A 23,021-nucleotide genomic window follows, 5' to 3' on the forward strand; every position below is an offset into this window, starting at 1 on the left:
TTTAGGGCCGATTTAATAGGTATGTCTCAAGTCTAGCACATTCTTTCTGCAAAGGGCATGGTATAGAGACTAAAAATTATTTTTGAATTTTATAAAGGATAGAGGCGAGCTTCAGAACAAAAAAGTCAGAAAGGTTTCTTGGATCATGTCCGGTTTTTTCAGTGATTTTATTGAGTTTGTATTGGACCGTGTTTTTGTGGATGAACAGAGCTTCGGCGCATTTTTTGATGCTGCCGTTGCAGGCTTCGTAGGTATCTAAAAGCGGGATCATCTCATCAATTTCTTTTTGGGAAAGGCGGTCGAATATTTTATCCAGAAAATAGTTTTTGTTGATATCGGCGACATTGTGCAGAATCAGACCGTATTCCATGTCTGTAAAGAGCAGTTCTCTTTTTTGGCGGAAGGTCTTGTTCCAGCTCAGCGCAGTCTTTGCCTGATTGATGCTTTGCTTGAGCTCCTCTTTGCCCCGTCCCGGGGTGCCGACGCCAAATAAGAGAGTTGTATTGTATTTTTTCTCAATAATTTGGGTGATTTGCCGGATAATCTTAGAAACGGCCTGCGGGCGCTTGTCCTGCAGGAGTGCTAAAATCATATTGCCGCGAACCTCAAAGATGGTCTTGCCGTCTCCTAACAAGAGCTCCAAATCAAGGTAGACATTGGATATATCGTCAAAATACTGCTCCGTCAGATTATCCTCGGGCAAACCGACAATAGCCGTGTATTCCTTTGAGGAGAGATTGATACCGTAAAGCATTTCAACTGAAAAATTATCATTGGGACTGTCATCGCTCTGGATATAATCCAGAATGTTTTTATGGGAATTACGTCTGTTGTAAACCAATTCTTTAGCAGCATTGTTAAGAATGAGGATTTTTGTCATTTCCTTAATGATTTGGCCGTATTGAGAAACCTCCTCTTTTTTGCCGGTAATCCCGATGACACCGACAATCTGCTTGTCAATGTCAACCGGCAGATTAATCCCTTGCTTGGCTCCCTCGTACTGATTATCAAATTCGATAACGATAGGCTGATTATTTTCAAGAACAAATTGAGCGCCTTCGTGATTGACCTGTCCGATTCGGCTGGGATCAGTGCTGGCAATGATAATGCCGTCTGTAGAAAAGAAATTTAATTCCTGATTAATAATTTCTTTCATTCGCGTCAGAATGTCCTGAACGACGCTTGCTTCAATCATAAAGCTTTCCCCCTTAAACTGTAAGCACTAAAGTCATTATACTATTTTTTCCTTTGGTTTTTGTAATAAAAAATATTTGTTTTAAATTAAAATACCGAATTGCCTGTTTTAGGGCGGAGAAGATGTTTTTTACTAGACCGATTTTAAAGAAGGCAGGAAACTGATGGCTTCAGCAATAAGAAAGTTTTCTCTGGTATTTAGATTATTGGTCTAGGCAAGAATCGGCAGACGCTTTTAATCTTATGGCAGGGACAAATGCCGTAAAATACAGTGATATGTTACACATACCATAAAAGGACGGCTAAAAGTGGCTCAAACTATAGCTTGTGAAACGTTGAACATAAGAATACGAATATGCTATTATGAAACAGCCGATACTAAGACGGGCAGAAAAAAGAATTTCTGATAGATCCGAAAGCGGGATTGGAGCCAGCGTCAGTCTGCTTTTCGGGACTTCTCGTTCTTAGCAAGCACTCATTGATGGGAGTTAATAACAACATTGAGCTGACGGCAGCTGATTTTCAAACTGCTCAGCATCTCAAGTTGGTGTTTTCTCATGCTACTATATTTTTATAAAAGGAGTTCATTATGGACAGTGGATTAATTAGTTTACTGGGCATCCTGCTTGCCCTGGGGTTCTTGATTTGGGGATCTTATAAGCAGTTTCCGATTCTTATTTTAGGTCCCGCTGCCTCTATCATCGTTATTCTCTTGTCTGGCCTGCCGCTGACAAAAAGTCTGACAGAACAATATGCGCCGGCTTTTTCTGACTTTGCTAAGGATAATTTTCTGATTTTCCTGCCGGCAACCGTTCTAGGTTCTATGCTGGGGGATTGCGGTGCTGCTCAGGACATTGCCAATAAGATTGCCGAATGGTCCCTGAAAATGGGCAATAAAAATGCCAAATTTTGGGTTTTGATGGGACTTTCGCTGATTACGGCTATTCTTTCGTTCGGCGGTGTAAGCGGTTTCGTTGTTATCTTTACCATTGCGCCAATCTGTTTTCGTATTTTTAAGGAATTGGATATTCCTTGGCATTTCATCATTGCTGTTGCGGTTTACGGCGGTTCGATGTGGACAGCTATTTTACCGGGTTCTCCGGCTATTCAAAACTTGATTCCGATGGAAACACTGGGAACAAAACCGACTGCAGCGCCAATGCTTGGTATTATTGCTGCCGGAGTATCTATCATTTTTGGTGCCTGGTATATCTGGTGGATGCTCAAACGCAATGAAAAACGCGGTGAAGGTTTTGAAAAGACCGGTCACAAGATGGAAGCAGCTTCACAGGTGTTGGCACTGAAAGCTATGGATAAAGAAACGACTAACTGGGACTTTGTCAAAGCGCTTTTGCCGTCTATCACTTTGATTGTTGCCATGAATGTCTTTAACGTAGCTCCTTATCTTTCTTTGACCATGGGCTGCTTGGTTTGCTTTGTGTTCTACTATAATAAATTTGCTAATTTCAAAAATACCATGGCTGATGGTGTTAATTCAACCATGAAATCTATTATGAATGTTGCGGCTGTTGTAGGTTTCGGCGGCATTGTTGCAGCAGCGCCGGGCTTTGAATACTTGGTTGACAACTTGGATAAGATCCCTGGTCCGCCGCTGATTCAGCTTGCCGTTGCGACTAACTTGGTTGCCGGTATTACCGGTTCAGCTTCGGGCGGTGAAGCGATCTCACTCAATGTCTTTGCTCCGCGTTTCTTAAAACAAGGTATCAGTGCAGATGTCCTGCACCGTATGGTTAATATCTCTTGTTACGGTTTGGATTCCCTGCCGCACAACGGTTCGGTTATCAACCGTTTGAACTACACGCATTTGACACACAAAGAAGGCTACTACCACGAATTCTGGCTGGGAGCTGCTTTCCCGCTGCTTAACTCTGTGTTTATTGCCATTATTGCATCTATGGGTGTTGTTTAAGGCCAATTATTGCATTTGAAGGAGCGTCGAGAAAACGATAACAATCCTCTGCCGTATCTTATGTAACTGAACACGGCTGCGACACTGTGCAAAAAGATAGTTTCTCCTAGCGTCCTGTGACGCTTCGTCGAACCTCCTATTTTGCTTTGTGTCGCTGACGCTCTTTGTATCTTGGTAATTGAACACGGGCTAAAATCCTAGTAAAAAAGATAAACGTCCTTGTGTCTTGACGACACAGCGTCCGTTTCCTATTTTTATACGGATTTCTTAACGCCCTTAGTATCTTAAATAAAGGAGAAACATATGGGTAAAGCACCAAAAGTCATTGAGATGACTGTTTATCCGGTAGCTGGTCATGACAGCCCGCTTCTAACGCTGAGCGGCTGTCATGCTCCCTATTTTACGAGAAATGTTGTTGTTTTAAAAGATGACAGCGGCAATCTTGGTATCGGAGAAATTCACGGCGGAGAGCACATCACCAAACAGCTTGAAAGTTATAGACCTTTTGTCATCGGTGAGTGTGTCAGTGAATACCGCAAGGTTCTGACCAATATTCGCAGGAGCCGTGAAAGAGCGGCACAGGATACTGGTGAAGGCCTGCAGCAATTAAATATTTCCAATTTAAAATTTGTGGTTCAGTCTGAAGCAGCTATTGAATGTGCCATGCTGGATCTGCTTGGGAAGTTCTTAGAGCTGCCTGTTGCTGCTCTTTTGGGTGAAGGCGGTATTCAGCGTGACGAGGTTGAATTTTTGGGCTATCTCTTTTACTCGGCAGATTCTGCTCAAATTGATCTGCCTTATGAAAAAAGCGATGGCAGCGACAGCTGGGAATCGCTGCGCCGAACCGAAATGATGACGCCTGAGGCGATTGTCAAACAAGCGCGCGTGCTCAAAGACAAATATGGTTTTAATAATTTTAAATTAAAGGGCGGTGTTTTAGCCGGTGCAGAAGAAATGAAGGCGGTTGACGCTTTGAAAGCGGCTTTTCCGGATGCTCGCATCAACATTGATCCTAACGGAGCCTGGACGCTGGAAGAAGCGGTTGCTCTGACACAAGACCGTAAAAATGTGCTGACTTACATTGAGGACCCTTGCGGTCCGGAACAGGGCTTCTCCAGCCGTGAAATCATGGCGGAATACCGCGATGCCACAGGAATTCCTGTGGCTACCAATATGATTGCGACCAACTGGCGTCAATTTCACCATGCTGCGGCTCTGCGCAGTGTCAATATTGTTTTAGCTGATCCGCATTTTTGGACGCTAAATGGCAGTGTTCGCATGGCCTATCTCTTAAATGAGTGGGGACTGACTTGGGGATCGCATTCCAATAATCATTTTGACATTACACTTGCGACCTTTGTTCAGGTTGCAGCAGCGGCGCCGGGTAACATTGCTCCGGTTGATACCCACTGGATTTGGCAGGATGGCGAGTCCTTGCTCAAAGAACCACTCAGCTTTACTGATGGGAAGATCAAGCTTCCGGATAAACCTGGTTTAGGTGTTGATATTGATTTGGACAAGCTAAGAAACCAAAACGAACTCTACCATCAAATGGATTTTAAAGACCGCGACGATACCATTGCCATGCAGTATCTGGAAGAAAGCTGGCAGTTCGATCCTAACCGGCCGGTCTTTTGCCACCGCTAAATATGGGGGGCTTAGTTATATGATAGATAAGATTACAAAAGTTGAAGTAAAATTAATTTGTGTTCCGCTCAAAAAGCCTGTCAGTGATGCCAAGGTTATCCAAGGCAAGCAAACACCGCTCAAAGAAGTGATGATCACAGCAGCTATTATTGAGACAGAAGGCGGCTACACGGGAATGGGGTATACCTACTGTAAGCGTAACGGCGGCCCAGCTCAGTACGCTCTGTCAAAAGAATATGCACCTTTGCTGCTGGGGCAGGATCCTAACGATATCAGCCGCTTATGGAATAAATTATTGTGGTCCAGTATTTCTATTGGTAATACGGGTGTTGCTGTGCAGGGAATCACGCCTTTTGATATCGCTCTTTGGGATATTAAGGCGAAACGTGCCGGCTTGCCTTTGAGTAAACTTCTGGGTCAGCATAAGGAATACGTTCCTTGTTACAATACAACCGGCGGTTTCCTGCAGGACACGATTGAAGAGGTTATTGCCCATGCGCAGACTGTACTCGAGCAGGGAGTCGGCGGTGTAAAAATCAAGGTCGGTCAGCCCGACTACAAAGATGATGTCAAACGTGTCGCCGCTTTGAGAAAGGCTCTGGGGGACGATGTTCCCATTATGATTGATGCCAATCAGCAGTGGGATGTTTCAACAGCCCTTAAGGCCGGCAAGTATTTTGATGACTACAATCTGGTTTGGTTTGAAGAACCTGTGACCTGCCACGATGTTGAAGGACATCTGCGCCTGTCACAAGCTCTGGGCACACCGATTGCAACAGGAGAAATGCTGACCAGCTATGAAGAAGGGGTTCCTTTCTTTGAAAAACGTGCCTTTGATGTCTGCCAGCTTGATGCGCCGCGTATCGGCGGAATCACACAGTTTCAAAAGGTGCTCCAGCGGGCAGAAGAAAATCATTTAGTCTTGGCGCCGCACTACAGCATGGAGCTCCACTTGCCATTAACAGCCTGCTACAGCGGCGATGCCTGGGTGGAACATTTTGAGTGGTTTGAAACCATCGGTCTCTTTGAGGAAAAGGTAGAATTGGTCGACGGCAAGATGAAAGTACCGACACGTCTGGGTCTGGGTCTGACGCTCAATCAGGATGTTTTGCCGGATTTACAAGTAGATGCTCAGCTGTTTCAATAAAGAATAAATGAAAAAATGATTTGGGAGGATAAAAAATGTCAGTGCCTACAGTTGTTAAAATGGATGTTTATCCGGTTGCCGGATATGATTCCATGCTATTAAACCTGAGCGGAGCTCACGGGCCTTATTTCACGCGTAATGTTGTCATTTTAGAAGACAGTTCGGGGAATCTGGGTGTCGGTGAGGTTCCGGGCGGCCAAAAAATTACAGATACTTTAGAAAGAGCTAAAGAATTAGTCGTTGGCCGCAGCATTGGAGAATATAAAAACATTGTTAAAGAAATCGGCCGGCAATTTGGACAGCTTGACTCAGGCGGCCGCGGTCTCCAGACCTTTGACCTCCGGACGACTGTCCACGTTCAGACAGCAGTAGAAACACCTCTCCTTGATCTTTTGGGTCAGCATCTGCAAGTGCCGGTGGCTGCTCTCTTAGGAAACGGACAGGTCCGCGAAGATGTGCCTTTCCTAGGATATCTCTTCTATGTTGCCGATCCTAATAAAACGGATCTTCCTTACTTGCAAGGAGATGACGATTCAGATGATTGGGGCCGTCTGCGCCGCAAGGAAGCCATGACGCCTGAAGCTGTTGTTGAACTGGCCAAGGCTGCCTACAAGCGCTATGGTTTCAAGGACTTTAAGCTTAAAGGCGGTGTCTTGGAAGGCAAGGAAGAAGCAAAAGCCATTAAGGCTTTGAAAAAAGAATTTCCGAATGCCCGTATCACTCTTGATCCAAACGGTGCTTGGTCCTTGAAAGAGGCCATTGAAATCGGTAAGGACTTAAAAGGCATTGCTGCTTATATTGAAGACCCTTGCGGGGCTGAAGACGGCTTTAGCGGCCGCGAGGTTATGGCTGAGTTTGTCAAGGCGACTGGCATTCCGACAGCTACTAATATGGTTGCGACAGACTGGCGGCAGATGCAGCATTCGGTTGCCCTGCATTCGGTGACTATTCCGCTTGCCGATCCGCATTTCTGGACCATGCAGGGGTCTGTCCGTGTCGCTCAGATGTGCCATGACTTTGGTATGACTTGGGGCGTTCACTCCAACAACCACTTTGATATTTCTCTGGCTATGGTTGCTCATGCTGCAGCTGCAGCACCGGGCGAAATCAATGCCTGTGACACGCATTATATCTGGCAGGATGGTCAGGCTCTGACCGAAAATCCTCATATTATCAGGGATGGCGTTATCCATATTGCCAAAGATTCTGTCGGTCTAGGAATCAAGCCTGATTTGAATGCGATCAAAAAAGCACACCAGCTCTATATTGATAAGAATCTTGGTGCGCGTGATGATGCTGCTGCCATGCAGTATTTGATTCCGGGCTGGACATTTGACAATAAAAAGCCAAGTTTAGTAAGATAGGAGAAACTCAGTGTTTAAAAGAGAAAACGTAAAAGGAATTGTTGTTCCGATCATCACCCCTGTTGATGATGACGAAAATATTGACGATACCAGACTGCGGAAAATCGTCAATCATGTCATTGAAAACGGGGTGCATGGCATTTTAGCCTTTGGCAGCAATTCAGAATTTTATATGTTTGAACCGGACGAGATGTTCCGTGCTTTAGATGTGATGCTGGAAGAAGCAGCCGGCCGTGTTCCTATTTATTTCGGTATCGGAGCCATTCGTACTCGCAAATGTATCGCTTTAGCCAAAGAAGCGGCCAAACGGGATATAGCTGCGGTTTCAGTGCTTAATCCTATGTTTATTAAGCCGACAGCAGAGGCTCTGTACCACCACTTTAAAGCGATAGCTGACAGTGTTCCTGATACAGCTATGCTGCTCTATAATAACCCGGGGCGCTCCGGCTATACGATTCCGCTGGATATCATTGTCCGTTTGGCTCATGATGTGCCAAATATTATCGGTATCAAGGAATCAAGCGGGGATATCACCTTTTGCAGTGAACTTGTCCGTCAGACTCAGGATGTCAATTTTCGAGTGATGACAGGTAAAGATACCGTTGTATTTCCGGGTCTTTGTGTCGGCGCTGTCGGCAGTGTCTGCTCTACAGCCAATATGTACACGCAGCTGGTCAGCAGCATCTATGATTATTATGCTGCCGGAGATTTTGAAAAATCGCTGCAAGCTCAGTTTAAACTAAATCCGATTCGTCTGTCTCAGGATGCAGCAAGCTTCCCAGCAGCAACCAAGGATATGGCAAATCTGATGGGTATGGACATGGGCAAGTCTGTTCTGCCGACGGAAGCAACGACCGGACCGGTATTGGAAAAGATGAAAGAAGAAATGCGTAAGGGCGGTTTTCTTCCATCTGGTGAGTAAAGAATTAGCAGGAGGTATGAGTATGGGGAAAAGAATTGTCATTGCATCGGATTCTTTTAAAGGCAGTGCCAGTTCTAAAGAAGTTGGAACCTATATTTCTGAGGGCATCCATAGCTTGTATCCTGATTATGAAACAAAGATTTTTTCCATCGCTGATGGCGGTGAGGGAACTGTTGATGCTATCCTTGATGTTAATCAGGGTGAGAAGGTTACGGTTTGTGTCCAAGGGCCGCTTGGTTCCCCTGTCAATGCTTCCTATGCTATTATTGATGGTGGGAAAACAGCTGTTTTAGAAATGGCAGCAGCATCCGGTATAACATTAGTTGAACCGGGAGCTTTAGATGTCATGAAGGCGTCAACCTACGGTACCGGTCAAATGATCAAGAGCGCCCTAGAGCATGGTGTTGAGCGGATCTATATCGGTATTGGTGGCTCAGCAACCAATGATGGCGGTATGGGGATGGCAGCAGCACTTGGGGTAAAGTTCTTCGATGCCCAGGGAAAAGAACTGGCTGCAAATGGTGAAAATTTGAACCAAGTAGCCAGTTTGGACGCATCTGCTGCAGAAGGCCATTTTGATTCTGTGGAGCTGATTATTTTGTCTGATGTTACCAATCCGCTTTGCGGCAGCAATGGGGCAACGGCTGTTTACGGCCCTCAAAAGGGAGCCAGTGAGGACTTGATAAAGGTTTTGGATGAAGGGCTTGCTAATTTTGCACAGGTGATTAAGAAGACTCTGCACAAAGATATTAAGGATATTCCCGGCGCAGGAGCCGCAGGAGGTCTGGGGGCAGGTCTGATGGCTTTCTTAAACGGCCAGTCTCAGCGCGGCATTGATAAGATTCTTCAGATGATTCACATTGAAGAGGATATTAAAAAAGCTGACTTGGTCATTACCGGCGAAGGACGCATGGACGGCCAGTCAATCAACGGCAAAGCCCCTATCGGGATTGCAGCCATTGCTAAAAAATACGATGTTCCTACAGTAGCGATTGTAGGCAGCCGTTCTTTAGAGTTGAACGAAGTCTACCATCAAGGAATAGCAGGTGTTTTTGATATCGTTAATCGTCCGATGACCTTGGAAGAAGCGATGGCTGACACCGAAACTCTGGTGGCATCAGCCAGCCGCAACCTCATTACATTATTTAGTACACTGACTAAATAAAAAAGGCTGTCGCTTAGCAATTATGGTATACAGACTATTTATCTTGAAATAAGGGTCTGTTAAAATGTAAAGTATAGAATTCAGAAAGGGATGTAAGTAAAAATGAAAATTGGATTTGTCGGATTAGGTATTATGGGAAAACCAATGGCTATCAATTTGGTAAAGGCCGGTCATGAGGTCCATGGCTTTGACTTTAATCAAGCCAGTATTGATGCCTTGGTAGCAGCCGGCGGCCATGCCGCAGAGAGCGGTAAGGATGCTGCGCAAAAAGGTGATATTGTGATCACCATGCTGCCAAATTCACCGCATGTAAAAGCAGCTCTGTTTAATGAAAACGGGATTGCTGAGGGCTTAAGCGTCGGTCAAACGGTCATTGACATGAGCTCTATTTCACCGGTAGCCAGCAAAGAATTTCATGATAAATTAAAAGAATTGTCAGTTTCCTTCCTAGATGCTCCGGTATCCGGCGGTGAGCCTAAGGCTATCGACGGGACTATCGCTGTCATGGTGGGCGGTGACGAAAAAGTCTTTGAACAATATAAGGATATTCTGCAAGCAATGGCCAGCAGTGTAACGCTCGTCGGTGAAGTCGGTGCTGGTAATTTGACGAAACTAGCTAATCAAATGATTGTTGCGGTCAATATTGCTGCGGTATCTGAAGCGTATTCGTTGGCTAAGAAAGCCGGAGTTGACCCATCGCGTGTTTACGAAGCCATTCGCGGCGGTCTGGCCGGATCGACTGTTATGGATCAAAAATCACAAAAGATCTTTGATGGTGACTTTACTCCGGGCTTCCGTATTGATTTGCATATCAAGGACTTGCAAAATGCTCTGGACGCATCACACTCTTACAATGTGTCAACGCCGTTTACCGCTCAGGCCATGGAAATTCTGCAAGTGCTCAAAGCTCATGACTATGGTTCAGACGATCATTCGGCTATTGCGCGCTACTATGAATTGGTCAATGGTCAAAAATTGCAGTAACTGTGTGCAAGAGTTAAAAAGGTGAAATAAGGCATTGTTCTTTTAGTTAATAGGACAAAAGTAAAGCATAAGGAGACTTGTTTTTCTGTCTTTTGCAGAAGGCAAGTCTTTTTTATTAGCTCATTGTCAACTGCAGTGGATGATGCATGCTTTTTTGACCATAGTAAAAACACTCCTGTTCTCCGGTACACAAGATGCCGGCAGAAGTGTTTTTGTGTCTTGATTAGAGAGGCGAAGCCAAAGTCTGTAAAGTTCTTAGAGTTTTTTGCTATTTCTTTACAATAAGATTGACAGCCTCTTGAATACGTTTTTCCTGCAAAGCAGGATTGTCACTGGGCTCTTCGATGATCTGAGTCATTTTGTTGGCAATGACCAGTCCCATCGTGCGGTTGATGCTGGAACGGACGGCAGAGAGCTGCGTAATGATATCAATGCATTCTTGGTCTTCTGCCATCATTTTTTGGATGCCTCGTAACTGTCCTTCGGCTCGTTTTAGACGATTGATAATATCTTTTTGCTCTTTTTTCATGATTTTATTATACTGACTGGGGGTATTTTTGTCAAATGTGAAAACAAGAAGTGAAATAGTTGACAAGTATTTTGGGGTTGTGTTACTATCTAATCATACCCTGCGGGGTATATAGATAAAAAGGAGAAATCATGCTTGAATTGTTCAAAAAACTGTTGCCCTCTTGGGGGAAAAGTATTACAACTGCTGAATTAGAGAGTATTTTAGCTAAAAAGAAAATTACCTTATTGGATGTTCGAACACCTAAAGAATACCGGGGCGGGCATATCAAGGAAGCGCGGAATTTCCCGCTGCAAGATATTCATACCTATAAAGGAAAGAAAGCTGATCCGATTTATGTCATTTGTCAATCCGGCATGCGGAGCAAGCGGGCAGCAAGTCTGTTAAGCAAAGAAGGCTATGATGTCGTCAATGTCAAAGGCGGCATGATGTCTTATAAAGGAAAAATTATATAAATGGAGGCTAAACCTATGAAAATCGTTATTGTTGGTGGTGTAGCCGGCGGAATGTCAGCGGCAACTCGTTTACGCCGCTTGATGGAAGATGCAGAAATCATCGTTTTTGATAAGGGACCTTATGTCTCCTTTGCTAACTGCGGTCTGCCTTTTCACGTTTCCGGGGAAATAGCAGAGCGTTCCAATTTGCTAGTGCAGACACCGGAACAATTAAAGGCGCGTTTTGAACTGGATGTGCGTCCTGAGACAGAAGTTCTCTCGATCGATCCGGTTAAAAAAGAAGTGGTTGCTGTGTCAAACGGTCGGGAATATACTGAAAGCTATGACAAATTGATTTTGTCCCCCGGGGCAAAACCGTTTGTTCCGCCGATGGCAGGTTTAGATGAGGCAGAAAATGTCTTTGTACTCCGCAATATTCCTGATTTGGATAAAATTATGGCACATCTTGATGGCCTAGATGCCCGTAAAGCAACCGTCATCGGGGCTGGTTTTATCGGTCTTGAAATGGCCGAAAGTCTGGCTAAAAAGGGCTTAAAAGTAACTATCGTTGAAAAAGCACCGCATGTTTTGCCGCCATTGGACGAAGAAATGGCCGCTTTTGTGGAAGATGAACTGCTTAAAAAAGGCGTTGCTGTTTATACCAATCAATCCGCACAGGCTTTTTCTGATAAGGGTCAGGTCATTGTCTTAGAAGATGGTACAGAACTGCAGTCTGATGTGACCATTCTTTCTGTCGGTGTACAGCCCGAAAATGATTTGGCTAAGTCAGCAGGGATTGCTTTAGGCCTGCGCGGAGGTATCTTGGTAGATGAGCATTACCAAACCAATCAGCCGGATATCTATGCCGTCGGTGATGCGATTCTTGTGAAACAGCAGATTACAGGAGAAGATGCCTTGATTTCCTTAGCCAGTCCGGCCAATCGTCAGGGCCGGCAAGTGGCAGACAGTATCGCTGGTTTGCCGCGTCAAAATAAGGGAAGTATCGGCACTGCGATTGTCCGAGTCTTTGGTCTGGCAGCAGCTTCTGCCGGCTTGAGTGAACGAATGGCCCGCCAGCATTTTGAGGATGTGGCAGTTGTCCATACAACCGGCAATGATCATGCAGGCTATTACCCCGGAGCAACATCTATTACCCTAAAATTGGTTTTCAATCCCAAAACGGGTGCTATTTATGGGGCACAGGCTGTCGGACAAAAGGGAGTTGACAAGCGGATTGATATTTTGTCAACAGGTATAAAGGCCGGATTGACTGTTTTTGATCTGCCCGAGTTGGAGTTCACCTATGCTCCGCCATTTGGTTCTGCCAAGGATCCGGTCAATATGATTGGCTATGCGGCAAGTAATTTGGCTGAAGGGACGAGCGACAGCGTTCAATGGCATGAACTCAAGGATGAATTGGCAGCAGGGAAAGTTCTGCTTGATGTTCGGACAGCTTCTGAAATTGCCAACGGACGTTTTCCTAATGCCGTAACGATTCCGCTTGATGAGCTGCGGGAACGTCTAGGTGAGCTGGATAAAGATAGGGATTATATTGTAAGCTGTCACAGCGGCCTGCGTTCTTACATTGCAGAGCGGATTTTGAAACAAAATGGTTTCAAAGTACAAAATCTGGACGGAGCTTATTCACTGTACAATACGGTTAGACCACAGGAGATTATTCATGACTAAAGTTGTTGATATTAAAGAAATTGAAAAGGAATTAGAAGCAAAAGCTTTTAATCTGGTTGATGTGCGCGAGACAGATGAGTTTGCAGCAGGGCATGTGCCGGGTGCTGTTAATCTGCCCTTGAGTGAATTAGCCAGCCGTTATCAAGAGTTGGCAGCAGATAAGCCCTATCATATCATTTGTCAAATGGGCGGCCGTTCTGCACAGGCCTGTGCTTTTCTGGACAGCAAGGGGTATGATGTTACTAACATCAGCGGTGGAACAGCTGCTTGGACAGGCAGCTTAGAGCAATAAAGATGAACACTTTTCAAAAGGTCCGGAAATAGCTTAGGAACAAGCCATGATGACGAGACTTGTTTGGAATAATTAAAATTTGGAACCATAACAAAACCCTTTTTCTGTTTTATAAGTGAACAGAAAAAGGGTTTTTTGTGTCTTAAAACAGCGGCAGTAGTGACAGGCGGCAAATCAGCTGCTATGCAAGTATATCTGGGGATATTTGCGGATGAAGATTTTGTTTTGGTAGCATGGAGAAATTCCAGACTGTGCAGCTACTCAGTCATCACGGACAGCTGCCTGCGGACAGTATCAATGGTTACCTGAGCACCGATGGTAAAGGTAAACAGCGGCTGTGTATGAGCAAAATCAAGGTCATACATAACAGGAATCCTTTTTAAAACCGGATGTTTATCCAGAATAAAGCGCCAGATATCTTCAGTCATTTGAGCTTCCTTAGGAAAACGTCCAAAGACAACTGCCTGCGGGTCAGGGTAGACCTGCAAAAGAGCAGCCAGATTGCGGGCGATTTCGGTATAATGCTCTTCTTGAGCTCCCTCTAAAAAAAGAACATAGTTTTCTGGTTTAGGTGCAAATTCTGTTCCGCGTAAGAGCCCGAAAGTTGACAGATTCCCGCCGATGATGGTTCCCTGAGCCTTGCCGTCATTGTAAATTTTCCACTCGGTCGGCTTAAAATGGCGCGGCTGGCTGGGATCATACCAAGCATCGTCGGACCATTCCCTGCTGGGAACAAGGCTGTAAGAACGTCTGGTGACAGCATTGAGCCACATTCTGCTTTGGTAGTCTTGACCTTCATTCATCTTAAAACTTGAATAAGAAGGCCCCATGTAGGTTTCCATACCGGTTTTAGCATAGATGGCATTCAAAAGAGCTGTGGTATCAGAATAACCGCAGATGATCTTAGGATGATGCTTTATCAGATCATAATCCAGATAAGGAAGCAGTTCGTTGGCATTAAAGCCTCCGATGGTAGCCAAAATCGCATTAACATGGTCTTCGCGAAAGGCGTCGTGCAAGTCAGCCACGCGGCTGGCAATCGAGCTTGAATGGAGCAGGTCGCTTTCCATATAATTATTGGAAAAGGAGACGGTAAAGCCCAATTTTTCCAAGGTCCTTTTAGCGGACAAATTAGCGTTGAAGCCCCCTAAAAGCTCAATAGAGCTTGAGGGGCTGAGGACTCTGATGTGATCACCATAGGTTAGTTTTTTCATAAATCTTCCTTCCTGGACAAATGACGGTATAGGATAAACTGTTGAGGGCCTTTGACTGCCCTATCGCTAATGAAATCGCCAAAGATAGCATCGCAAGTGCTCCTTGATCCGATTTTTTGCAGCAGCGACAGATGAATCAAGGCCTTGTCAGAAATCTTTGGAAATCCTGCTTAGGGGCAAGGACTAAAAAAGCTGCCCGGCAGGCAAAAACTCATCTCAGCTATTAACAGTTTTGTCTATTTCTATTTTATCATCTTGTTGGCCATTTGGGGATACGTTTTTTGAGAATTTGAAGTTTAGTTATATTAAAACCAGTTTGTCAGGCAGGCCTTAGAGCATTGAGCAGAACGGGGGAAATTTTCTGGACAAAACAAAAACCGAGACGATAACTCTCAGTTTTACTTGTATTTTTTAAGGCGGTAGACGGATTTGAACCGACGATCAAGCTTTTGCAGAGCCGTGCCTTACCACTTGGCTATACCGCCGTAACATTCATTATTTTACCTTAAAAAATCAGTCAGGTCAAGTGAAAATCACTTGCAAATTTTGGTTTATTTTGTTATGATAGTAAGGTCGCTAGTTAGGCGATAATACTCATCTTAGACGGATTGTGACCCTGTTGCCCTTGTGGTGGGGCTGCGAGCTGAACTCTAAGAGAGGCGAAAAAACAACAAAGGAGAAATACTCATGGCAGTAATTTCAATGAAACAACTTCTTGAGGCTGGTGTTCACTTTGGTCACCAAACTCGTCGCTGGAATCCTAAGATGGCTAAGTACATCTTTACAGAACGTAACGGTATCCACGTTATCGACCTTCAGCAAACTGTAAAATTGGCTGATCAAGCTTACGACTTTGTTCGTGATGCAGCAGCTAACGATGCGGTGATCTTGTTTGTCGGTACTAAAAAACAAGCTTCAGAAGCTATTAAAGAAGAAGCAGAACGTGCTGGTCAATACTACATCAACCACCGTTGGTTGGGTGGTACATTGACAAACTGGGATACTATCCAAAAACGTATTGCACGTCTTAAAGAAATCAAACAAATGGAAGCTGACGGAACTTTTGAAGTTCTTCCTAAGAAAGAAGTTGCCCTGTTGAACAAACAGCGTGCACGTCTTGAAAAATTCTTGGGCGGTATCGAAGATATGCCTCGCATTCCAGATGTTATCTACATCGTTGACCCGCATAAAGAACAAATTGCTGTTAAAGAAGCTAAGAAACTTGGTATTCCTGTTGTAGCAATGGTTGATACCAACGCTGATCCGGATGACATTGATGTTATTATCCCGGCAAATGATGACGCTATCCGCGCGGTTAAACTGATTACAAGTAAACTGGCTGATGCTGTGATTGAAGGCCGTCAAGGTGAAGACAGTGTTGAAGCGGTTGAAGCAGAACTTGCTGCTGACGACACACAAGCTGATTCAATCGAAGAAATCGTTGAAGTTGTTGAAGGTTCAAACGAAGACTAAGTAACAGATATGGCTGTGTCAAATAAGCGAGAGAGTCTTATTTGCCCGGTCTTTGTTCATCATAATAACGTATGTAACCTAAGGGGCGGGGCCTGGCCCTCCCCTTTTAATAATTAAAATTGGAGGAATAATCATGGCAAATATTACTGCAGCTCTTGTTAAAGAATTGCGTGAAAAAACCGGTGCCGGTGTTATGGATGCCAAAAAAGCATTGGTTGAAGTTGAAGGAGACATGGACAAAGCGGTTGAGCTTTTGCGCGAAAAAGGAATCGCTAAGGCAGCGAAAAAAGCTGACCGTGTTGCTGCCGAAGGCTTGACAGGCATTTATGTTAACGGCAACGTGGCAGCTATTGTTGAAGTCAATGCAGAAACTGACTTTGTTGCAAAGAATGCTCAATTTGTTGAATTAGTTAATGAGTCTGCAAAAGCTATTGCTGAACAAAAACCTGCCAACAATGACGAAGCTCTTAAAGTGACTTTGGCTTCAGGTGAAACATTGGAAGCTGCCTATGTTAATGCGACAGCAACAATCGGTGAAAAAATTTCTTTCCGCCGCTTTGCCCTTGTTGAAAAAGCAGATGACCAAGTCTTTGGAGCTTACCAGCATAATGGCGGTAAAATCGGTGTTGTAACAGTGCTTGAAGGTGCAGACGAAGCCCTTGCTAAACAAGTAGCTATGCACGTAGCGGCAATGAATCCGACTGTCCTTTCTTATCAAGAATTGAGCGAAGAATTTATCCATGACGAATTGGCTCAAATGAACCATAAGATCGAACAAGACAACGAAAGCCGTGCCATGGTCGATAAACCAGCGCTGCCACTTCTTAAGTACGGTTCAAAACTGCAATTAACCGATGAGGTTATTGCTCAGGCCGAAGAAGATATCAAGGCTGAGCTTAAGGCTGAAGGGAAACCAGAAAAAATTTGGGATAAGATTATTCCAGGTAAAATGGGCCGCTTCATGCTTGACAACACTAAGGTTGACCAACAATACACCTTGCTGTCCCAAGTTTACATCATGGATGACAGCAAGACTGTTGAAGCTTACCTTGAATCAGTAAACGCTAAAGCAATCAGCTTTGTCCGTTTTGAAGTTGGTGAAGGTATCGAAAGAGCTGCCAATGACTTTGAAAACGAAGTTGCTGCAACAATGGCTGCTGCCTTGAATAATCAAGACTAACTGTTAATTTGAAACAGAAATAAACATCGGGATCCCTATGGGATTCCGATTTTATAATGTCATCCTGTTGCGGGCGCAGTTTTAACTGCACTCAAAGCTGCTTAAAAGGCGCCCTTATCAGAGATTTAGAACTTTCAAGGCTCTTGCTTTCCAAATGTAGTATTTTTCGGTATAATAAGGTCAGTTATAGTCAAAGTGACTGGGAAGGAGTCGAGATCATGACATCAAAAAATACGTCTGACAGTATTGAAGAATATATCAAAAAAATACTGGCTCAGTCTGGTTTTGCAGAAATTAAGAGAAGTGCTTTAGCGGACAGTTTCAGTGTTGTTCCCAGTCAGATCAACTATGTGATTAAAACACGTTTTACCGAGAGCCGCGGCTACCTTGTCGAAAGCAAACGAGGCGGCGGCGGTTATATCCGCATTGCGAAAATTCGTTTTTCAGACCAGCATCAGATGCTTAATAATCTGGAAGCAAATATTGGCGAGCAGATCAGTGAGCAGGTTTTCACCGATATTATCCAGCTCCTCTTTGATGAAAAAATTATCAGTGAGCGTGAGGGAAATATTATCCTGTCGGCTGCCGGAGATGACGTTCTGGGTGCAGACAGCCCTAAAATCCGAGCCCGTATGCTTCGTAAAATACTACAACGTTTAGACAGAAAAGGATACCATCTATGACCGATTATTCATTGAAAATGCAGGAAGTCTTCCGACTGGCTCAGTTTGAAGCTGCCCGCTTTGAAAGTGCCTATCTTGAAAGCTGGCATGTCCTCCTTGCTATGGTTGAAATTGACAGCTCAGTAGCCGGCTTGAGTTTTGCTGAATTTGGGGACGATGTCCAGTTTGAAGATTACCAGGCGGCAGCTGTTTTGGCGGTTGGACGAAGACCGAAAAAACCAAGCGGTGATATAACGCTGCTGGAGCAATCCAATGCCCTGAGCCGAACCTTGACAGAGGCTTATGCTATCAGTCAGGCAACTCATGCCAAAGAAGTGGGAACAGAGCATGTTTTATTTGCCATGCTGCTCAATCCCAATCTGCTGGCAACGCGGATTTTAGAATTGGTCGGCTTTCAAATCAAAGACGATGGCGAATCTGTCCGTCTGCTTGATTTACGCAAGGCTGTTGAACGCTATGCAGGTTTTTCAAAAGAGGATATCAAAGCCATTTTTGAAATGCGCAAGCCTAAGAAAAACAAGACGAACGGTCAGTTTTCAGATTTAATGAAACCGCCCAGCATGACAGGTGAACTGGCAGATTTCACACGGGATCTGACCGATCTGGCCCGCAAAGGACGTTTAGAGCCTGTTATCGGCCGGGAAAAGGAAATCTCGCGCATGATCCAGATTTTAAGCCGTAAGACAAAAAACAATCCGGTTTTAGTCGGTGATGCCGGAGTTGGTAAAACAGCACTGGCTTACGGTCTTGCTCAGCGTATCGTGGACAGCGCAGTGCCTTTTGAATTGGCAGATATGAAAGTCTTAGAGCTGGATATGATGAGTGTTGTAGCGGGAACACGTTTTCGCGGGGACTTTGAAGAGCGCATGAATCAGATTATTGCAGATATCGAGGCGGACGGTCACATTATCCTCTTTATTGATGAGCTGCATACCATTATGGGCTCCGGCAGCGGAATTGACAGTACGCTTGATGCGGCCAATATTCTCAAACCGGCTCTAGCGCGCGGCACGCTTAGGACAATTGGAGCAACAACCCAAGAAGAATATCAAAAGCATATCGAAAAGGACTCTGCTCTGTCCCGCCGCTTTGCCAAGGTAACTATTGAAGAGCCAAGTGAAGAAGAGGCTTACCAAATTTTGCTTGGCTTAAAGAAAAATTATGAAGACTATCACCATGTGACGATTTCTGATGGAGCTGTCAAAACGGCAGTTAGAGCAGCGCACCGTTACCTGACCGGCAAGAATTTGCCCGACTCAGCTATTGATCTCTTAGATGAGGCCAGTGCTACAGTGCAGGGATCGGTGAAAAAAGAGGCTCCTGCCTTTTTGACGGACTTGGATCAAGCCATTATTGATAAAGATATAGCTGCTGCCCGCCGCCTTTTGAAAAGAGAAGAAAAACCTCTGCTTAAAAAACGAGTGGCAGTCAGCGAAGATGCGATTTTAGAAACCCTGAGCAAACTTTCCGGAATTCCGGTAAGCAAGATGACTCAGGCAGACAGTAAAAAGTATCTCAATTTAGAAAAGGAACTGCATAAGCGGGTGATCGGTCAAGATACGGCCATTTCTGCAGTGAGCCGTGCTATTCGCCGAAATCAGTCGGGCATTCGAATCGGCAAGCGTCCGATCGGATCCTTTATGTTTCTGGGGCCTACAGGTGTCGGAAAGACAGAACTGGCCAAAGCTTTGGCAGAAGTTCTCTTTGATGACGAGTCAGCCCTCATTCGTTTTGATATGAGTGAGTACATGGAAAAATTTGCGGCCTCACGCCTCAACGGAGCTCCTCCGGGCTATGTCGGCTATGAAGAAGGGGGAGAGCTGACTGAAAAAGTTCGCAACAAACCTTATTCTGTGCTGCTTTTTGACGAAGTTGAAAAGGCTCATCCGGATATTTTTAATGTCCTTTTGCAGGTACTGGATGACGGAGTTCTGACTGACAGCCGCGGGCGGAAAGTTGATTTTTCAAATACGATTATTATTATGACCTCAAATCTTGGAGCAACAGCCCTGCGGGATGATAAGACTGTCGGCTTTGGAGCTAAGGATTTTTCTCATGATTATCAGGCTATGGAAAGCCGTATTTTAGAAGAACTCAAAAAAGCTTACCGTCCTGAATTCATCAATCGTATTGATGAAAAGGTTGTTTTCCATAATCTTACTGAGGAAAACATGCGTGATGTTGTCAAAATTATGGTGCAGCCGCTGATTTCTCATCTGGCCGAGCAAGGCATTACCCTTAAATTCCAGAGCTCAGCGCTTAAACATTTGGCGCAGATCGGCTATGATGCGGAAATGGGAGCGCGGCCGCTTCGCAGAAGTCTTCAGACCGAAGTCGAAGATAAACTGGCAGAGCTTGTTCTTTCCGGAGAGCTGGCCGGCGGTCAGACGCTGAAAATCGGTGTTCAAAAAGATAAGCTTAAATTTGATATTGTCTAATCTATGAAAAGGAGACCGGAAGAAAATTCCAGTCTCCTTATTTTATATTATACTTAGTGCAAAGCTTACAGTGTCAAGAATGAACCTGAGCGAAAATATTTTTCACCTCAGTAAGAGTCTCTGCCCGGGATACAGCAGATCTGATTTTAGCGGCACCGGATGTCCCGCGAAGATAGTGCGGTGCCAAGCCGCGGAATTCTCTGACGGCAATGGTTTCTCCTTTAAGATCGACTAAGCGTTTCAGATGGTCTTGGGCAATGTCCAGCATTTTGCTGAAAGGCAGGTTGTCTAAGACTTCTCCGGTTTCAAAATAATGGTTTATCTGAGTAAAGATATACGGATTGCTTCTGGCAGCGCGTCCTACCATAACAGCATCGGCACCTACTTCTTCAATCATAAATTTAGCATCTTCGACAGAGCGAATATCTCCATTAGCAATGAAAGGAATCTTGGTGAGAGCTTTGGCTACTTTAGCCAGTGTTTCATGGTCGCATTTGCCGGTATACATTTGTTCGCGCGTGCGTCCGTGCATGGCTAAGGCAGCAACACCTGCAGATTCAGCTGCTAAGGCATTTTCAACGGCTAAGGAAGGCTCCGACCAGCCTGTCCGCATTTTGACGGTCAGGGGAATATCAAGGACAGACTTAACCGTTGAGACAACGGAATAGATCTTGTCAGGATCCTTGAGCCACATGGCTCCTGCTTCATTTTTAACGATTTTATTGACCGGACAGCCCATGTTAATGTCAACAAGGTCAGCCTGAGTGTTAGCTTGAATGAATTCGGCTGCGCGCGCTAAGCTGTCACCGTCGCTGCCAAAGAGCTGAATGGAAACAGGGTGCTCTTCCTCATCAATATGAAGCATGTGCAGTGTTTTTTCATTGTTGTACTGAATTCCCTTGTCAGAGACCATTTCCATCACCACAAGTCCTGCTCCGAATTCCTTAGCAATCGTGCGGAAAGCAGAATTTGTGACACCGGCCATCGGTGCTAAGACAGTGCGATGGGGGATTTCAACGTTGTCAATCATAAATGAGCTGTTAAGCTTGGTCATGAATCATCTCCTCTAAATCATTTTCAGTAAAGTTGTACGTTTTTCCGCAGAATTGGCAGACAATTTCTGCTCCCTGATCTTGCTCTTTCATTTCTTGAAGATCGTGAACAGGCAGGGTTTTAAGAGCCTCTTCAAAACGCTTGCGCGAGCAGTCGCAGGCAAAGCGGATTTCTTCTTCAGAGAGCACCTTGTAGCCGTCTTCGCCGTAAAGTGCCAAAAGCAGAGCCTCAATCGGTTTATCAGATTCTAAGAGGCTTGAAATGGCAGGCATCTCTTGAATGCGTTTTTCGTAGCGGCTGATTTCTTCATCAGAAGCGCCGGGCATAGCCTGCAGCATGAAACCGCCGGCTACTTTGACCTTGTCTTGGTCATCCAAAAGCACATTTAACCCTACTGCTGAAGGTGTCTGTTCACTTTCTGTCAGATAGTAGGCTAAATCTTCGCCGATTTCTCCGGAAACCAAGGGTGTAGATGAGGTATAGGGATTGCCGATACCGTAGTCTGTGATAACGACGAACTGCCCATTTCCCATGAAAGGACCGACAACTATTTCACCAGTTGCGGTTTTTTTGATGTCAACCCCTTTATTTTGAATATAGCCCTTGACATTGCCCATGGTATCAGCTACTGAGATGACGTGGCCAAAAGAAGAGTCGCCAATGACTTTGACGGTTACCTTGCTGTCTCCTTTTTGATTGGCTGCCAAAATTTGATTGGCAATCAGTGTACGGCCCAAGGCAACTGTCGAGCTTGAAAGAGTCTGATGTTTTTCCTGCGCCGTCCGAACTGTCTCAGTGCTGTCGAGCACATAAGCACGGAAAGCCCCTGATTGTGAAATTGATTTAATAAGTTTATCCATACCTTTTATTTTAACATAAATTGAGGGAAGTGGCAGAATGGGAACTCTGTAAAACACGCTGTCAGTACTTTTATAAAAGAATAAGCAAATTAATTGATACTAATTAGTAATAAATGTATAATAGCCTTACAAATACAAATGGAGGCAATTATCATATGTCAAATTTTTTAGATTTACAAAAACAACGCCGCAGCATTTATGCCTTGGGTAAAAATGTTGCTTTATCAGAAGCTGAACTGGCTGACTTGATTAAAAATGCCATCAAACAAGCACCTTCAGCCTTTAACTCCCAAACTAGCCGAGCAGTCATTCTGTTTGGTGAAGAATCTGAGAATTTCTGGAATAAGATTGCTTACAGTGAATTAGAAAAGGTAACGCCAGCTGAAGCTTTCGAAGGAACAAAGGCTAAATTAGAAAGCTTTGCGGCCGGTGTCGGAACCATTCTCTTCTTTGAAGATCAAGATATCGTTAAAAATCTGGAAGAAAACTTCCCGCTTTATGCCGATAACTTCCAGCCATGGTCTGAACAAGCGCACGGCATTGCCCTTTATGCAGCTTGGATGGCTTTGGCAGAGCAAAATATTGGCATGAGTGTTCAGCACTACAATCCTCTGGTTGATGCTCAGGTTGCTGAAAAGTATGGTCTGCCGGCTAATTGGAAACTGCGTGCTCAGGCACCGTTTGGTTCTATTGAAGCTCCGGCAGGCGATAAAGAATTTGCAGCCGACGAAGACCGCTTCAAAGTTTTCGGAGCCTAAATCGAAAGCTGCTCGGAAATCAACCATGGTTCCTTTCTGAACCTGAGCCTGAAGGTAAGTGATGG

Annotated in this window: 20 protein-coding genes and 1 tRNA gene; 15 read left to right on the top strand and 6 right to left on the bottom strand. The window is 44.7% G+C overall.

Annotation, left to right across the window (positions count from 1 at the left end):
• Positions 1–76: 76 nt before the first annotated feature.
• Complete coding sequence (locus AC4HAN_RS05570; protein ID WP_491091607.1) at positions 77–1,195, bottom strand: CdaR family transcriptional regulator; 1,119 nt, start codon at positions 1,193–1,195, stop codon at positions 77–79.
• Between the two features lie 588 nt (positions 1,196–1,783).
• Here AC4HAN_RS05570 and AC4HAN_RS05575 point away from each other — a divergent pair.
• The 7 genes from AC4HAN_RS05575 to garR all read left to right on the top strand — a co-directional run bounded on the left by AC4HAN_RS05575 (position 1,784) and on the right by garR (position 10,353).
• Positions 1,784–3,124, top strand: coding sequence for a GntP family permease (locus tag AC4HAN_RS05575; RefSeq protein ID WP_491091608.1), 1,341 nt, complete (start codon positions 1,784–1,786; stop codon positions 3,122–3,124).
• A gap of 303 nt (positions 3,125–3,427) precedes the next feature.
• On the top strand, positions 3,428–4,771 hold the full coding sequence (locus tag AC4HAN_RS05580) for an enolase C-terminal domain-like protein (protein ID WP_491091609.1): 1,344 nt from the start codon (positions 3,428–3,430) through the stop codon (positions 4,769–4,771).
• A 19-nt stretch (positions 4,772–4,790) separates the two neighbouring features.
• Positions 4,791–5,918, top strand: coding sequence for an L-talarate/galactarate dehydratase (locus tag AC4HAN_RS05585; protein WP_491091610.1), 1,128 nt, complete (start codon positions 4,791–4,793; stop codon positions 5,916–5,918).
• Positions 5,919–5,953: 35 nt separating this feature from the next.
• The gene (locus tag AC4HAN_RS05590; protein WP_491091611.1) at positions 5,954–7,282 is read left to right on the top strand and encodes an enolase C-terminal domain-like protein; all 1,329 of its coding nucleotides are present in this window, start codon (positions 5,954–5,956) and stop codon (positions 7,280–7,282) included.
• A 10-nt stretch (positions 7,283–7,292) separates the two neighbouring features.
• Positions 7,293–8,204 (top strand): dihydrodipicolinate synthase family protein, encoded by a 912-nt coding sequence (locus tag AC4HAN_RS05595; protein ID WP_491091612.1) that lies wholly within the window; start codon positions 7,293–7,295, stop codon positions 8,202–8,204.
• A 22-nt stretch (positions 8,205–8,226) separates the two neighbouring features.
• The gene (locus AC4HAN_RS05600; RefSeq protein ID WP_491091613.1) at positions 8,227–9,369 is read left to right on the top strand and encodes a glycerate kinase; all 1,143 of its coding nucleotides are present in this window, start codon (positions 8,227–8,229) and stop codon (positions 9,367–9,369) included.
• A gap of 102 nt (positions 9,370–9,471) precedes the next feature.
• On the top strand, positions 9,472–10,353 hold the full coding sequence (gene garR, locus AC4HAN_RS05605) for a 2-hydroxy-3-oxopropionate reductase (protein ID WP_491091614.1): 882 nt from the start codon (positions 9,472–9,474) through the stop codon (positions 10,351–10,353).
• Between the two features lie 268 nt (positions 10,354–10,621).
• On the opposite strand, the gene AC4HAN_RS05610 is transcribed toward garR, so the two are convergent.
• Positions 10,622–10,882, bottom strand: coding sequence for a metal-sensitive transcriptional regulator (locus AC4HAN_RS05610; protein WP_491091615.1), 261 nt, complete (start codon positions 10,880–10,882; stop codon positions 10,622–10,624).
• Between the two features lie 131 nt (positions 10,883–11,013).
• Between AC4HAN_RS05610 and AC4HAN_RS05615 the strand changes: the two genes are divergently transcribed.
• Genes AC4HAN_RS05615 through AC4HAN_RS05625 form a run of 3 tightly spaced genes read left to right on the top strand, consistent with a single transcriptional unit; the run spans position 11,014 to position 13,297 of the window.
• Positions 11,014–11,337: a rhodanese-like domain-containing protein gene (locus AC4HAN_RS05615; RefSeq protein WP_491091616.1), complete on the top strand. Its 324-nt coding sequence runs from the start codon at positions 11,014–11,016 to the stop codon at positions 11,335–11,337.
• Positions 11,338–11,352: 15 nt separating this feature from the next.
• Entirely contained in the window at positions 11,353–13,005 is a 1,653-nt protein-coding gene (locus AC4HAN_RS05620) for an FAD-dependent oxidoreductase (RefSeq protein WP_491091617.1), read from the top strand.
• Positions 12,998–13,297, top strand: coding sequence for a rhodanese-like domain-containing protein (locus tag AC4HAN_RS05625; protein ID WP_491091618.1), 300 nt, complete (start codon positions 12,998–13,000; stop codon positions 13,295–13,297). Before AC4HAN_RS05620 ends, AC4HAN_RS05625 begins: the two co-directional genes overlap by 8 nt.
• Positions 13,298–13,554: 257 nt before the next feature.
• On the opposite strand, the gene AC4HAN_RS05630 is transcribed toward AC4HAN_RS05625, so the two are convergent.
• Complete coding sequence (locus tag AC4HAN_RS05630) at positions 13,555–14,511, bottom strand: S66 family peptidase (RefSeq protein WP_491091619.1); 957 nt, start codon at positions 14,509–14,511, stop codon at positions 13,555–13,557.
• A gap of 414 nt (positions 14,512–14,925) precedes the next feature.
• Positions 14,926–14,996 (bottom strand) — tRNA-Cys (locus tag AC4HAN_RS05635).
• 202 nt (positions 14,997–15,198) lie between these two features.
• Between AC4HAN_RS05635 and rpsB the strand changes: the two genes are divergently transcribed.
• From rpsB to AC4HAN_RS05655, 4 genes are all read left to right on the top strand, one after another.
• Positions 15,199–15,984, top strand: coding sequence for a 30S ribosomal protein S2 (gene rpsB, locus AC4HAN_RS05640; RefSeq protein ID WP_027975156.1), 786 nt, complete (start codon positions 15,199–15,201; stop codon positions 15,982–15,984).
• Between the two features lie 133 nt (positions 15,985–16,117).
• Positions 16,118–17,164 (top strand): translation elongation factor Ts, encoded by a 1,047-nt coding sequence (tsf, locus tag AC4HAN_RS05645; RefSeq protein WP_491091620.1) that lies wholly within the window; start codon positions 16,118–16,120, stop codon positions 17,162–17,164.
• A 218-nt stretch (positions 17,165–17,382) separates the two neighbouring features.
• On the top strand, positions 17,383–17,847 hold the full coding sequence (locus AC4HAN_RS05650) for a CtsR family transcriptional regulator (RefSeq protein WP_491091621.1): 465 nt from the start codon (positions 17,383–17,385) through the stop codon (positions 17,845–17,847).
• Positions 17,844–20,285 (top strand): ATP-dependent Clp protease ATP-binding subunit, encoded by a 2,442-nt coding sequence (locus AC4HAN_RS05655; RefSeq protein WP_491091622.1) that lies wholly within the window; start codon positions 17,844–17,846, stop codon positions 20,283–20,285. The genes AC4HAN_RS05650 and AC4HAN_RS05655 overlap by 4 nt, the downstream gene beginning before the upstream one ends.
• A gap of 73 nt (positions 20,286–20,358) precedes the next feature.
• Here AC4HAN_RS05655 and dusB read toward each other — a convergent pair whose 3' ends face one another.
• Together dusB and hslO are read right to left on the bottom strand one after the other, a co-directional pair.
• The gene (dusB, locus tag AC4HAN_RS05660) at positions 20,359–21,339 is read right to left on the bottom strand and encodes a tRNA dihydrouridine synthase DusB (RefSeq protein WP_491091623.1); all 981 of its coding nucleotides are present in this window, start codon (positions 21,337–21,339) and stop codon (positions 20,359–20,361) included.
• Entirely contained in the window at positions 21,326–22,198 is an 873-nt protein-coding gene (hslO, locus tag AC4HAN_RS05665; RefSeq protein ID WP_491091624.1) for an Hsp33 family molecular chaperone HslO, read from the bottom strand. Before hslO ends, dusB begins: the two co-directional genes overlap by 14 nt.
• Before the next feature lie 155 nt (positions 22,199–22,353).
• On the opposite strand from hslO, the gene AC4HAN_RS05670 reads away from it, so the two are divergent.
• Positions 22,354–22,956 (top strand): nitroreductase family protein, encoded by a 603-nt coding sequence (locus AC4HAN_RS05670; RefSeq protein ID WP_491091625.1) that lies wholly within the window; start codon positions 22,354–22,356, stop codon positions 22,954–22,956.
• The last annotated feature ends 65 nt before the right edge of the window (positions 22,957–23,021 follow it).

The sequence above is a fragment of the Streptococcus sp. ELY_86 genome, from assembly GCF_058314495.1.

Bases quoted from the DNA above. Each gene is read 5' to 3' on its own strand.
- AC4HAN_RS05570 (WP_491091607.1), bottom strand. From the start codon at position 1,195: ATGATTGAAGCAAGCGTCGTTCAGGACATTCTGACGCGAATGAAAGAA.
- AC4HAN_RS05575 (WP_491091608.1), top strand. From the start codon at position 1,784: ATGGACAGTGGATTAATTAGTTTACTGGGCATCCTGCTTGCCCTGGGG.
- AC4HAN_RS05580 (WP_491091609.1), top strand. From the start codon at position 3,428: ATGGGTAAAGCACCAAAAGTCATTGAGATGACTGTTTATCCGGTAGCT.
- AC4HAN_RS05585 (WP_491091610.1), top strand. From the start codon at position 4,791: ATGATAGATAAGATTACAAAAGTTGAAGTAAAATTAATTTGTGTTCCG.
- AC4HAN_RS05590 (WP_491091611.1), top strand. From the start codon at position 5,954: ATGTCAGTGCCTACAGTTGTTAAAATGGATGTTTATCCGGTTGCCGGA.
- AC4HAN_RS05600 (WP_491091613.1), top strand. From the start codon at position 8,227: ATGGGGAAAAGAATTGTCATTGCATCGGATTCTTTTAAAGGCAGTGCC.
- garR (WP_491091614.1), top strand. From the start codon at position 9,472: ATGAAAATTGGATTTGTCGGATTAGGTATTATGGGAAAACCAATGGCT.
- AC4HAN_RS05610 (WP_491091615.1), bottom strand. From the start codon at position 10,882: ATGAAAAAAGAGCAAAAAGATATTATCAATCGTCTAAAACGAGCCGAA.
- AC4HAN_RS05615 (WP_491091616.1), top strand. From the start codon at position 11,014: ATGCTTGAATTGTTCAAAAAACTGTTGCCCTCTTGGGGGAAAAGTATT.
- AC4HAN_RS05620 (WP_491091617.1), top strand. From the start codon at position 11,353: ATGAAAATCGTTATTGTTGGTGGTGTAGCCGGCGGAATGTCAGCGGCA.
- AC4HAN_RS05625 (WP_491091618.1), top strand. From the start codon at position 12,998: ATGACTAAAGTTGTTGATATTAAAGAAATTGAAAAGGAATTAGAAGCA.
- AC4HAN_RS05630 (WP_491091619.1), bottom strand. From the start codon at position 14,511: ATGAAAAAACTAACCTATGGTGATCACATCAGAGTCCTCAGCCCCTCA.
- rpsB (WP_027975156.1), top strand. From the start codon at position 15,199: ATGGCAGTAATTTCAATGAAACAACTTCTTGAGGCTGGTGTTCACTTT.
- tsf (WP_491091620.1), top strand. From the start codon at position 16,118: ATGGCAAATATTACTGCAGCTCTTGTTAAAGAATTGCGTGAAAAAACC.
- AC4HAN_RS05650 (WP_491091621.1), top strand. From the start codon at position 17,383: ATGACATCAAAAAATACGTCTGACAGTATTGAAGAATATATCAAAAAA.
- AC4HAN_RS05655 (WP_491091622.1), top strand. From the start codon at position 17,844: ATGACCGATTATTCATTGAAAATGCAGGAAGTCTTCCGACTGGCTCAG.
- dusB (WP_491091623.1), bottom strand. From the start codon at position 21,339: ATGACCAAGCTTAACAGCTCATTTATGATTGACAACGTTGAAATCCCC.
- hslO (WP_491091624.1), bottom strand. From the start codon at position 22,198: ATGGATAAACTTATTAAATCAATTTCACAATCAGGGGCTTTCCGTGCT.
- AC4HAN_RS05670 (WP_491091625.1), top strand. From the start codon at position 22,354: ATGTCAAATTTTTTAGATTTACAAAAACAACGCCGCAGCATTTATGCC.